General features: G+C 58.2%; 6 protein-coding genes. 3 read left to right on the forward strand and 3 right to left on the reverse strand.

Translation table 11 applies throughout. The annotated features are described in order from the left end of the window. Positions 1 to 92: 92 nt before the first annotated feature. On the forward strand, positions 93 to 6,389 hold the full coding sequence (locus tag P1X16_RS18150) for an alpha-2-macroglobulin family protein (RefSeq protein ID WP_277231781.1): 6,297 nt from the start codon (positions 93 to 95) through the stop codon (positions 6,387 to 6,389). Positions 6,390 to 6,665: 276 nt separating this feature from the next. Then, positions 6,666 to 7,100, forward strand: coding sequence for a hypothetical protein (locus P1X16_RS18155; RefSeq protein WP_277231785.1), 435 nt, complete (start codon positions 6,666 to 6,668; stop codon positions 7,098 to 7,100). Positions 7,101 to 7,421: 321 nt separating this feature from the next. Here the strand turns inward: P1X16_RS18155 and P1X16_RS18160 are convergent, their stop codons facing one another. Together P1X16_RS18160 and P1X16_RS18165 are read right to left on the reverse strand one after the other, a co-directional pair. Beyond that, the gene (locus P1X16_RS18160) at positions 7,422 to 9,242 is read right to left on the reverse strand and encodes a glycoside hydrolase family 2 TIM barrel-domain containing protein (RefSeq protein ID WP_277231788.1); all 1,821 of its coding nucleotides are present in this window, start codon (positions 9,240 to 9,242) and stop codon (positions 7,422 to 7,424) included. Positions 9,243 to 9,318: 76 nt separating this feature from the next. Next, a complete protein-coding gene (locus tag P1X16_RS18165; RefSeq protein WP_277231792.1) occupies positions 9,319 to 10,458 on the reverse strand; it encodes a glycoside hydrolase family 88 protein in 1,140 nt (379 codons plus the stop codon). A gap of 102 nt (positions 10,459 to 10,560) precedes the next feature. On the opposite strand from P1X16_RS18165, the gene P1X16_RS18170 reads away from it, so the two are divergent. After that, a complete protein-coding gene (locus tag P1X16_RS18170; protein ID WP_277231794.1) occupies positions 10,561 to 10,695 on the forward strand; it encodes a hypothetical protein in 135 nt (44 codons plus the stop codon). A gap of 52 nt (positions 10,696 to 10,747) precedes the next feature. Here the strand turns inward: P1X16_RS18170 and P1X16_RS18175 are convergent, their stop codons facing one another. Further along, positions 10,748 to 12,322 carry a RagB/SusD family nutrient uptake outer membrane protein gene (locus tag P1X16_RS18175; protein WP_277231797.1) on the reverse strand — a complete coding sequence of 525 codons (1,575 nt, stop codon included), beginning with the start codon at positions 12,320 to 12,322 and terminating at the stop codon, positions 10,748 to 10,750. Positions 12,323 to 12,345: the final 23 nt, after the last annotated feature.

Below are 12,345 nucleotides of genomic sequence, written 5' to 3' on the forward strand. Positions count from 1 at the left end.
CTAGCAATATTTTTTGTGCAGTACCGTGTGGAATAGAGCTCGGCCGGGCATCAGTATTTTATCAACTTCGCCTGGCTATTCAACTTCATCCTATGCGTTTCTTCCTAGTTAGCTTATTCGCCTTGCTTATGCTGTTCACTGCCGGCTCTTCGGCGCCCACGCCGCCTGGCAGTGGGGGCAATGCGGCCGCCTGGAAGAGGATCGACCAGCTGCTCTCTAAAGACCAAAGCACATCGGCGGCCAAGCTGCTGGAACCACTCTACCAGCAGGCCCGCCAGCGCCAAGATGCGCCGGAGTACCTGCGGGCATTGCTCTACAAGCTGCGTCTGCTGGACGCCAAAGAGGAAGAAGCCGATGAGAAGGCCATTGCTTTAGTGGAAGCCGACCTGAAAACTGCCAAGTTTCCGGCCAAGCCCATTCTGCACAGCTTGCTGGCTCAACTCTATACCACTTACTACAACCGGCACCGCTACCAGTTGCACAACCGAACCACCCAGGCGGTGACCAACCCAACCGACGCCAGCGCCGCCGACGTACGCACTTGGGATGCCGCCCACTTCGGCAGCGCCATCGTGCAGCACTATCAAGCATCAGTTGCCGACGAGCTCCGGCGCCAGCAGCAATTGCAACTCAAGACGCTCGGGTACGCCATCCGGGGCGGCAACACGGAGGGCCGGGCACTGCGTCCTACGCTCTATGACCTGCTGGCACACCGCGTGGTGGATAACTTGCAAAACGACGAGTTCTACGTCACGCGCCCTGCCGATCAGTTCGAGTTGAAGAGCCCCGTGTTGTTTGGTTCCGCCGCCGACTTTGCCCGCTTGCCGCTGCAAGCTCCCAAAGCAGATTCCCTGAATGGCCAATTCTACGCACTGCGGGTGTTGCAGCAACTCACCACGTTTCGACTCACAGACAGCAAGAACTTAGCTGCCCTAGCCGATGTGGACTTGAAGCGGCTACGGTTTGTGCAGCAGTATACTACGCTGGCCAACAAGGATAGTCTGTACCAAGCAGCGCTGGCACGCACCGCTGAGGTGTACAAGGCGTTGCCAACAAGCACGGAGGTTTTATTGGAGTTGGCCAATCATTTCAGCGAAACCGAGCCTGCCAAAGCCCGCGAAATAACGCTGCAAGCCGAAAAGCGTTTTCCCGATTCGTACGGGGCGCAGCAGGCGCGTGTATTGCGGCAGCGCCTCGAGGCAGCAGAGCTACGCTTCACAACCGAAGAGGTGGTGCTACCGCAGCAGCCGTGGCTCATGAGGCTGAACGTGCGCAACGCGGCCCAGCTATACGCCAAGGCGTACCGAGTGACAATAGCGCAGGAAATACGGCGGCTTAGCCAAGGCAACTATTATCAGGAATCCGACCTGCTGACAGCGTATGCCCGCGCGCTAACGGCCAAGCCCGCCGCTACGTGGGTGCTTACCATGCCCGGCCCCGCCGACTACAAAAACCACACTGTGCAGCACAGCGGCCCCGCCCTTCCGGTGGGGCACTACCTTGTTGTGCTGAGCTCAACAGACGAAAATCCTACCAAAAAGCAGGAAGGCGTAACCACGGCGTACGCGCGACTTTCGGTGAGTGAGCTAAGCGAATTACGCCGCAGCTCTGTTAAGCAAAATGGCGCGGAAATGCTGGTACTGCATCGGCAAAGCGGCCAGCCACTGGCCGGGGTACAAGCGCTGCCACTGCTTCAGTACTACGACCAGAAAGCGAAAAGCTACAAGCAGCGGCGCGGCGATGCGCAAACCAGCACCGCCGAAGGCCAAGTGCAAATTCCTGTGGCGCAGCTCGTCGAGAACAATACAGTTCTGCGGGCCGTCCTATTCTCTCGGGGAGCTGATTCGCTGCTGGTTCAGGATGGCGGCTACTATGGCCCGCGGCAGCCGCGCTCCGCCGAGTTGCCGCAGCGCCACACCTTTCTCTACACCGACCGCGCTATCTACCGTCCCGGCCAGACGCTCTACTTTAAAGGCATACTCACTGAAACCCTGACCGGTAAATCGAGGCTGCTCACCAAGCAGCCCGTCACGGTGCGCCTCGTAGATGTGAACAACCAAACCGTGCAAACGCTGTCCTTCACCACCTCCGACTATGGCAGCTTCCATGGTTCGGTGGTGTTGCCCACCAGTTTGCTGAACGGGGAAATGAGCTTGCACGTGGACTACGGCGAGGCGCACTTCGCGGTGGAAGACTACAAGCGGCCTACGTTCCAGGTAACCTTTGAGCCGGTGGCGGGAACACCCGTATTAGGGAAAGAAGTAGTGGTGCGCGGCAAAGCCACAGCCTATGCCGGGCAACCTGTTGATGGGGCGCGGGTGCAGTACCGCGTGACCCGCCGAGCCTTCTGGCCGATGTTCGGGCGTGCCTACAACAGATACATTCCCAACCAAGGCGGGGAGGTGGAAATTATCAACGGCACCGCCCAAACAGATTCGGCCGGCGGGTTCGAAGTGAAATTCACTGCAAAAGGAGAAGCGCAAGGCCAAGCTAAACGTAGTCCTTGGAGTCCCGGCTACGTGTTCGAGGTGACGGCCGACGTAACCGATGCCGCCGGTGAAACCCGCACCGGCCAGCAGCTTATCAACCTCGGCAGCCAGGTCCTAACGTTGCGCCTCGATGTGCCCGAGCAGCTAAACCGCGAGCAACTTCCACCTCTCCAGCTCTTCAGCACCAACGCCACCGGCGAGGCCCGCCCCGCCCGCGGCCAACTGCGCCTCTACCGCCTTGCACCGCCTGCCCGCTCCCTGCGGCCCCGCATGTGGGACCGGCCAGAGCGCGAAGCCTTGAGCCGTGAGGAGTTCAAACGCCAGTTCCCGCTCGATGCGTACGCCAACGAAGACAACGACAGCACCTGGGTCCGCACGCTCGTGCTGACGCAAGAGTTCAATACCGAGAAGTCGCCGCTGTTGGCGGATTTATCTGCGCCAGTAGAGCAGCAGGCACCCGGCCGCTATTTACTGGAAGCCACCGCCCCGGCCGAAGCCGGAGTGCCAGCTGCCAAAACGGAGCAACGGTTCACGCTCTACACGGCCACGGCTTCTACGTTGCCTGTACCCACGCCCAACTGGTTTGTGAGCTTACAAGACAGCGTGGCGCCCGGCAAGGTCGCACGCTTCCTGGTGGGTAGTTCTGAGGACGGGGCGCGTCTGCTGCTGGAAGTGGAGGCTAAAGGCGAAACGCTGCGCCACGAGTGGCTAACGCTGCAAGCTGGAGAGCAGCGCACGGTGGAAATTCTAGCCCCCGCTACGCTCGAGGGAGCTCAGCTTTACGTTCATCTCACGCAAGTGCGCGACAATCGCCTGTACACCCACCTAGCCAACGTACAGGTAGCCACGCCGCCCGCCCCACTTGTGCTCAGCATTGCTACTTTCCGCGATAAGCTGCAGCCCGGCCAGAAAGAAACCTGGCGCGTTACCATTCACCAAACTAGCGGTAAATCGGCCAAAGCTGAACTGCTGGCCTCTTTGTACGATAAGTCGTTGGACGCATTTCGCCCGCATGATTTCGCTGAGCTTGCCTTCCCAAGTTCGTATTACCCTCCTGCGCTGGCTTGGAACAATCGGTTTGGGACGCGCGAGTCGAATAGCTTGCGTAGCGAAACCTCGTCGTTTCTGTACCGGAGGAGAAGCTTGGCTTATCCTCACTTAAATATGTGGGGGTATAAAGGGCAGGACGTTGGAAGTGATGTATCGGCAGGCCTTTATGGCACTGAGGTAGGACAAAGCGTGGTACAGGAAGTGGTGGAAAATAAAGTGTATTCCAATCCCCCTGCTGGTAGCCCCCGAGTTGTCATTCGGGGCTCTGTTGCTAGAGCGGCGCCAGATCCAGTTGCAGCAGCTATAGCACGGGACGTGGCAGCCAATCCAGAGCATCTCAACGAAATGGTAACCGTGGGGTATGGAACCCCGAAATCTGCCCCCCAGCCCAACCTCTCCGGCGTCCAAGCCCGCAAAGACTTCCGCGAGACGGCCTTCTGGCTACCCGACCTGCGCACCAACGCCCAAGGCGAAACCATACTGGAGTTTCAGATGCCCGAAGCCGTAACGCGCTGGCAACTGCTGGCCCTGGCTCACGATCAGCAGCTGCACTCCGGCCTGCTGCGCCGCGAACTGGTTACGCAAAAGCAGTTGCAAGTGACACCCAATGCCCCGCGCTTCTTCCGCGAAGGCGACCAGCTTATGCTCACCGCCAAGCTTAGCAACCTCACCGACCAGCCTTTGCGCGGCACGGCTCAGCTTTTCTTGCTCGACGCCCGTACCCAGCAGCCCCTCGACAGCAAGGTGCTGAAGAGCCCAGCCCAGCTGAAGTTCGAGTTGAAAGCCAACCAAAGCAGCGCCATCGGCTGGAGCCTTGCCATCCCCGAAACCGCTGAGGGCCAAGTGCCGCTCGAAGCCATAACCTACCGCGTGGTAGCTAGTGGCCAGTTGCCAGGCGAGGAAAAGAAATCAAAGAAACAGCGCCGGCAGAATAAACCGACAACCGGCAACGCGCCACTGCCCACTGTACAAGACGGCGAAGAAAACACGTTGCCGGTGCTGCCCAACCGCCTGCTCGTAACCGAGAGCTTGCCCTTGCCAATTGTAGGACCAGCTACGCGGGAGTTCGAGCTCAAAAAGCTGACTAGCACCACGTCGCCCACGCGCCGCAACTACTCGCTCACGCTGGAAATGACGCAAAACCCCGCTTGGTACGCCGTGCAGGCCCTGCCGTACCTGATGGAGTACCCCTATGAGTGCTCCGAGCAGGTGTTCAGCCGCCTATACGCCAACCTGCTTGCCGCTAAGATTCTGGCTAGTAATCCGCGGTTCAAAACCGTGCTAGCCGAGTGGAACCGTGCCGCCCAGGCCGGCGACAAAGTGGCCCTTACCAGCAAACTGGAGCAGAATCAGGAGCTAAAAAACCTGCTGCTTCAGGAAACACCGTGGGTGCGCGACGCGCAGTCCGACACCGAGCGGATGCGCCGCCTCACCGAGTTGTTCGACGAAACTCGTTTGCAAGCCGAAACCACCCGTGCTCTTACCAAGCTAGCCAAGATGCAGCAGCCAAACGGCGCTTTCCCTTGGTTCGAGCGGATGCCCGACGATCGGTACATCACTCAGCTTATTGTGGCTGGCTTTGGCAAGCTGCAAAAGCTGGGGGCATTGAACATCCAGCAAAACCCCCAAGCCCGGCGTGTTGTCAACCAAGCACTAGCCTACCTCGACGGCCGGCTCCAGCGCGACTACGACGAACTGCGCCGCCAGAATGATGTGGACTTGAAGCAAAACCACGTGTCCGACCTGCAGATTCAGGCGCTGTATGCCCGCAGCTTCTGGACCACGCAGTCGGTGGAACGGGCCACGCAGCCGGCTTTAACCTACTACCAGCAGCAGGCCGCTACGTTCTGGAAAAGCGAGACACGCTACCTTCAGGCGCAGATTGCGCTGGCCCTACACCGCCAAAAAGTGCAGCCCACGGCCGTGAAAGACATCTTTGTGGCCCTCACCGAAAACGCCTTGCACAGCGAAGAACTCGGCATGTACTGGAAAGAGGTGCGCGGTGGCTACTACTGGCGCGAGGCGCCCACCGAAACGCAAGCCACTCTTATCGAAGCCTTCGACGAGGTGCGCAACGACCAGAAAGGGGTGGATGAAATGAAACTGTGGCTGCTCAAGCAGAAGCAAACCCAGAACTGGACCAGCACCCGCGCCACCGCCGATGCCTGCTACGCCCTGCTGCTGCGCGGCTCCGACTGGCTGCAGCCCACCCAGCCTATTCAAGTGACGATAGGAGGGAAGGCGGTAGTGCCAGGCAGCCAGCAAGCTGGTACGGGCTACTTTAAAACCACGTTCCCGGTGGCGGAAATCAAGCCGACGCAGGGTAAAGTGGTAGTCAAGAAAACCGATGCTGGCGTGGCGTGGGGCGCTATGTACTGGCAATACTTCGAGCAACTCGATAAAATCACGCCTGCTGCCACGCCGCTGCAGCTAGAGCGGCAGCTCTACCGCGAGCAGCGCACCACTGGCGGGCCCATACTGGAGCGCCTCACGGCTACCTCACCGCTGCGCGTAGGCGACGTGCTAGTGGTGCGCCTGGTGTTGCGCTCCGAGCGAGACCTAGAGTACGTGCATCTCAAAGACCAGCGCGCCGCCGGCCTCGAACTCATCGGCCAGACTTCCAGCTACCGCTACCAGTCCGGCCTTGGCTACTACGAAAGCCCGCGCGATGCGGCCACCAACTTTTTTATTAGCTACTTCCCCAAAGGCACGCACACATTCGAGTACCGCCTGCGCGCCACCCAAAGCGGCGATTTTTCCGGCGGCCTTAGCCAAATTCAATGTCTCTACGCCCCGGAGTTTACGGCCCATTCTGCCGGTAGCCGGGTGCAGATTGCCCCCCAGCCATAGCCTTGTGTACGCCTTGCGGGTGGGGCTAGCGGCCGCCTCAATTGCGGCAACTTGGCATGGCTTGTAGATCCTGAAAAGGGTAAAGCGCTGCCTTATAAAACTAGGTTTGTAAACATTGCTAAATAACCTGTAACCTCCTAAGTGCGTGTTAGTCAGAGGTAATTCGTTGGGGTGTTTATAAACACTATATAGAGAATCCCAACTAGTAACTTTGTGTGCAACGTTGATTTTGCCCATCTTCGGCGGTAACTTTGCCCCCTCATTAGACAACCGCATATGAAGATACGACTGATGATAGGGCTGGTTGGTTTGCTGCTCAGCAGCGCTCCGGTACTAGCCCAAAGCGACAAAAATGCAGCTTCTATCACGCCGACTACCCTTCCCGGCGAGGAGAATCTTTCAGTTCAAGAGCGTGCCGAGCGCGACTTTCTAATGCCTGTACGTCGCAAGCAGGCGGCGGCTCTCAAACACGTTGCGGAGCAGGAAGCTGCGGCTACGCAAACCGCCACCGAGATGCTGGCACATACTCCTGAGCTGACGGAAGAAACCAAGGTTCCGGAAGTGCTTGCCGCTCCTAAAGCAGCCGCCACACGTCGTACCTACCACCGCAGTTCCTCACGCAGCCACGCCAGCCGCAAAAAAACGGTACACCGTTCCTCGGGTAGCAAAAGCAAATCCACTGCTAAGAGACGCAGCACCCGTCGTCGCTAGCAGAACGCATATAGAACAAACAGAAGCGGCAACCCGAATGGGTTGCCGCTTCTGTTTTTGAGTACGTTTAAATTGGTTTTTCAAGGCAACCAGAATGTGGTTGTAGTAGCCATAAATGAGTGATTTTACCTATTCACGCCATCATCCAGGCCGTCATGCTGAGCATGTGGCGCATCAAGCCAGGGACCGAAGCATCTCGCGTGCTGATGTTGTGGTACTAAACTCAACGAGTCGAGCGAGATGCTTCGGCAAGCTCAGCATGACAGTTACTTTGCTTGTTGTCAACACAGCATAGTCGGAGGCTTCAGACTATAGCCATGTCTACTTCAGCTTCCAGTCTGCATAGAACTTCTGGAGGGTGTAGAACGCCTTTTTTCGTTCGCCACGGTCGGAAATCAGGCCTTTGCGGTTCCAATAGTCTTGGATGCCGGGTAGTGGGCGGCGGGGCGAGCGGAAATCGGCTAATATCCAGGGGGTGACGCCACGCAGGAAGGGAATGCGCTTGATCATGGCCAGTTGGTGCTGGTAGAAGTTGTCTTGGAACTCCTCCGTGAAGCGGGCCGTGGCTGCGCCGTGCATACCCGCCACGCAGTCGGCGCCGGTTTCGCTGATGACAAGGGGCTTGTCGTAAGTAGTTTTCCAGGTTATGTTGTCGCAGTCCTCAATCTTGCGGCTGTACCACCCGATGTACTCGTTGCAGCCCAGCACGTCGAGGTACTGGCCCAGCGGGTCGTCGATCATCATGGTGTTTTCGGTGGCGTTGTGCACTTCCAGCGCGGCCGTAATGAGGCGGGTGTTGTCGAACTGGCGGGCCGTTTCGATCTGGCTCTTCAAGAAGTTCAGGCGGCTGTCGCTGAGCGGCGTTTCGTTGGCCATCGACCAAAGCACCACCGACGCCTTATTTTTATCCCGCGTAATCATCTCCGTAAGCTGCTGCTTGGCATTAGCGAGCGTAGCCGGATTGGCCCAATCGATGGTCCAGTACACCGGAATTTCCGACCACACCATGAGGCCCATTTTGTCAGCTAGGCGGGTCATGTTTTCGTTGTGCGGGTAGTGCGCCAGGCGCACGTAGTTGCAACCTAGTTCCTTGGCCCAACCAAGTAAGGTTTGCGCGTCTTCCATGCTGTAGGCCCGGGCACCGCGGGTCGGCATTTCCTCGTGAATGCAGATGCCTTTGAGCAGCACCGGCTTTTTGTTGAGCAAAATATCAGCGCCTTTGGTTTCGATGCTGCGGAAGCCGATTTCATCTTCCACGGTTTCGCTGCCGCTCGTAATCTGCACCTTGTACAGCTTTGGGCTTTCCGGCGACCATAGTTTCAGCTTGGCGTTGCTCGTCAGCTTCACCATGCCGCTGGCATCGGGAGTGCCGGTGAGCTTCACTTTAGCTTCCGGGATGCTGACCGTGACGGGTTGGGGGCTAGTGCCGTTGGTTTTCACCCACACATCCAGCTTGTTGAGGCTGCCTTTGGCGAGTTGTACGGTGTAGTCTTCCACAAAGGTGGCGGGCACTTCCACCAGCTTCACGTCGCGCGTGATGCCGCCGTAGTTCCACCAGTCGGTGTTGGGCGTGGGCACGGCTTCCTTCAGGCGCTTGTCGTCGGCCTTCACTACCAGAAAGTTGCCTTTCTCCTGTAGCAAGTCCGTGACTTCCATGTTGAACGGCGTGAAGCCGCCTACGTGGCGGCCAATCTTCTTGCCGTTGAGGTACACATGCGCATCGTAGTTGACGGCGCCAAAGTGCACGAACACGCGGTTGGTGGCAGCTTTCTTGGTGTAGTCGAAGGCCTTCTTGTACCAGATGGTGCCTTCGTAGAGCTTCAGATCCTCACGCTGCGAGTTCCAGTCAGAAGGCACATACAGCTCGTCGGACGTATCGAAGTTGTATTCCACTAGCTCCGTGGCATCCTTGGCCTTGCGGTCCTTAAAGAAACCGTTCGGATCTTCGGTCATGCGGTAGCTGTAGAAGCCGGTTTCGTAGGGGTCGACGATGATTTTCCACTTACCGTTCAGGCTAGTGGTAGCCCGGTGGTCGATGTTGGTAATCAGGCTGGCTGTTTGAGCAAACGTCTGGCCCCAACTGAAGCTTAGCAGCGCCAGCAGTACACAGAATATCCTTGATTTCGAGGAATGATAATTCATTGAGTCCGACTTGGTGTAAGAAAGTAAGGAGCCAGGACCCACCGGGGGTGAGCTCCGGCTCGGTACCCGTTATGCGCTACTTGAGTTTGATAACTTCGGAGCCAGCCAGTAGGAAGGCACCGGTGCCATACACTTCCCAACTCTCCGCCGAGAAGTCGCGGCGCGGGTCGGCACCAATGGGCTGCACCCAGCCCACACGGCCATCTTCCGAGACCAGACCGTTCAGGGCTACCCAAGCCTTTTGCACGGCTGGCTGGTAGGTTGCTTTGTCCAGCAGGCCCTGGTTGATGCCCCAGGCCAGGGCATAGCAATCAAAACCTGAGCCCGACGCTTCCCCACCGGGATAAGCCTGCGGGTCGAGCAAGCTCGAGCGCCAGAGGCCGTCGGGTTGCTGTAGGCTTAGCAGGCGGGCGCTCATCTCCTTAAAGATGGTGGTGTAGAAGGGACGAGTGGGGTGGGTCTGGGGTAGCTCATTGAGCAGTTGCACCAGGCCGCCCATCACCCAGCCGTTGCCCCGGCTCCAGAAGATACGCTTGCCATTGCTTTCCTTTTTGCCTTCCCCAGATTCGCTCCACAAGTAGCCAGCGTCGCGGGCGAAGAGGTGCTCTTGGTGGTTGTAGAGGTGCCGGTACGTCTGTTGGTAGAGCGAGTCGTTGAAGGTCAGGTACGAGGGGTCTTTCTGGATGGCCCCCAGCTTGGCTAGCACCGGCGGGCCCATAAACAGTGCGTCGCACCACCACCAGGTCAGGCCGTGCTCGCGCACCTCGCGCCCGGTCACGCGGCGCAGCTTGGCCACCGTATCAATGGTGGCTTGAATCATACGCTGGTCTTTCTTGAGGCGGTAGAGGTTGAGGTAGGTCTGGCAGATGGCAATATCGTCGGCGTGGTCGTAGCGCGGACCGGGGCGCCACTTGTTTCGCTCGCCCATAGCCATCAGCGAATCCAGAATCAGCTTGGACTTGGTGGTTTCGTAGGCCGCAAACACGCCCGAGTAGAAAGCGCCGTTGGTCCAGTCGGTGCCGCTGTGCTTGGGGTGCGCCAGTTGCCACTGGGTGGCTTTCAGCAGTTGCTTTTTGATGAACTTGGGCTGGAAAAAACGCTTGTCGTCCGCTTTCGGTGCGGGCGCCTCGGTTCCGGCATCAACTAAGTGAGTTCCGCCAAGCATTAGGCCCAGCAGACCGACCCGAAACAAGCGCCAGGTAGTAGAAATAGTCATTACAAAAAGTTTGGTTGATAGCAGGTTCAAAACAACATGCGCATTCTCCCAGCTTGGCATAGGGCCAGGGAAGGCGCTACCTCGCCTCGAAAATGCACTGCAATGTTACGTACTCGTGTGGAAGTGCCGACCGGACAAGGCAGATGTTGGAGCGGCCGCTTGACTTACGATGCAGGTGAGACGCCGGTTATCGAGACGCAGGTACGGCTGCTCGCCTCCCTGCATCTCGATAAATAAAAGCTGGCGTATCCGGTAAGCTGACGAATACGCTATCCAACTGTTAGCGGTATCAATAGCCAGTGTTTTGGGTCAGCAGGCCATTGTTCAGGTCGATGGACGTCTGCGGAATGGGCAACAGCAGATTTTTTGCGGTCAAATTCGTCACTGATGCGCCGTTCAAGCGCAATGTGCGCTCTACCAAGGTGCCGGTGCGTACCAGCGTCAGACGGCGTTGTTCTTCCCCAATTAGTTCGCGGGCGCGCTCATCGAGAATGAAGTTCAGCGTCATTTGGCTGGCCGTTACTTGGGGCGCTTGCGCGCGAGTCCGTAGCGCGTTGATGCTGGCTGCGGCTTCGGTCAGCTTGCCTTGCTTGAACTGCGCCTCGGCCAGCAGCAAGTAGGTTTCGCCCAGACGCATCATGGTGATGTCCTTGATGGTGCCGAAGCCAAAGGTATCGGCAGGGTCGAACTGATTCCACTTGGTGGTGTAGGGCGTGATGTTGTAGATGGTGTCAGAGCCCGTCAAACCGGTCACGCGCTTGCCGAAAGTAGCGGTTTGGGTAGGGTCATTGTAGTAGAAGCGCCGCTTGAGGTTGTATTTCGAGTTGCGCATGTCGGGGGTAGTGTACAGTCGGTAGTCCACCCAGTTGCTGAGGCGCAAACGGCCCAGGCCACGGCCCCCGAGCGAGTCGGCCAGCGCCATGCCCTTGATGTTGTAGTACGCCGGCACCCACATGCGCCGTTGCTGCGCATTGGTGGTAGCGCCGGGCACCAACAACTGCTGCTCAATTCCCCAGATAACTTCGGTATTGCCTTGGCTACGGCGCTGATTGCCAATGATAAACATATCGGCGAAATAGTCGCCGGGCTGCATGGAACGCACGCCGTAGCGAGCCGAAACAAGCCGGTACTGCCCACTCGAAATAACGGCTTGCAACTGCGTTTCTGCTAGGGCGGGCTGGTTCATGCGCAGATACACTTGGCCCAGTAGCTGCTGAGCCGCAGCCTGCGTGATGCGGCCCGACGCGACTCTGTTGGCCAGAAGCAAACTCGGAATAGCGGTTTTCAAGTCTTCGACAATGAAGTCGTTGACCGTAGCCACGGGGGTGCGGGTGAAGTCGGTGCGCGGCGATGTAACGGGCACGTCAATCAGCGGCACGTCGCCCCAGAGCGTAGCCAGAAAATCGTAGGCGTAGGCCCGGAAGAAGCGGGCCTCGGCGCTGATACGGTTTTTGTAGCCCTGCCGTAGCGTAGCAGGTGCCGTGGCCGTGCCCTGGATAATCTGGTTGGCGTTGTTGATGGTGCGGTACGCCCAGCTCCACATCACTTCCGCGGCCCGGTCTTGCGAGTTGAGCAGCGTGTAATTGTAATAGGGTATCTCGGCGCCCTGCACCTGTCCCGGAATGGCTACGTCGGTGCCGAGCTGCATCATGCCAAGCAAGCCTTGCTCGTCGGAGCGGGTGTACTGCTCACGCACCACCGACTGCAAACCCGCCATGGCCGCTTCAAAGCCCAGCGAGTCTACGAGCACCACTTGGGGAGTATAAAGCGAGGCGGGAGCTTCATCCAAGTAATCATCTTTACAAGAGCTAATGAGCTGGGACGTGACCAGCAAAGCCGTAAATGCTAACGCAAAACGTTTCATATGTCAGAGTGATAAATCGGGGT

Source organism: Hymenobacter sp. YC55, assembly GCF_029433095.1.
GTDB lineage: Bacteria > Bacteroidota > Bacteroidia > Cytophagales > Hymenobacteraceae > Hymenobacter.

Excerpts from the sequence above, each read along its gene's own strand:
- P1X16_RS18150 (WP_277231781.1), top strand. The coding sequence starts at position 93 with ATGCGTTTCTTCCTAGTTAGCTTATTCGCCTTGCTTATGCTGTTCACT.
- P1X16_RS18155 (WP_277231785.1), top strand. The coding sequence starts at position 6,666 with ATGAAGATACGACTGATGATAGGGCTGGTTGGTTTGCTGCTCAGCAGC.
- P1X16_RS18160 (WP_277231788.1), bottom strand. The coding sequence starts at position 9,242 with ATGAATTATCATTCCTCGAAATCAAGGATATTCTGTGTACTGCTGGCG.
- P1X16_RS18165 (WP_277231792.1), bottom strand. The coding sequence starts at position 10,458 with ATGACTATTTCTACTACCTGGCGCTTGTTTCGGGTCGGTCTGCTGGGC.
- P1X16_RS18170 (WP_277231794.1), top strand. The coding sequence starts at position 10,561 with ATGTTACGTACTCGTGTGGAAGTGCCGACCGGACAAGGCAGATGTTGG.
- P1X16_RS18175 (WP_277231797.1), bottom strand. The coding sequence starts at position 12,322 with ATGAAACGTTTTGCGTTAGCATTTACGGCTTTGCTGGTCACGTCCCAG.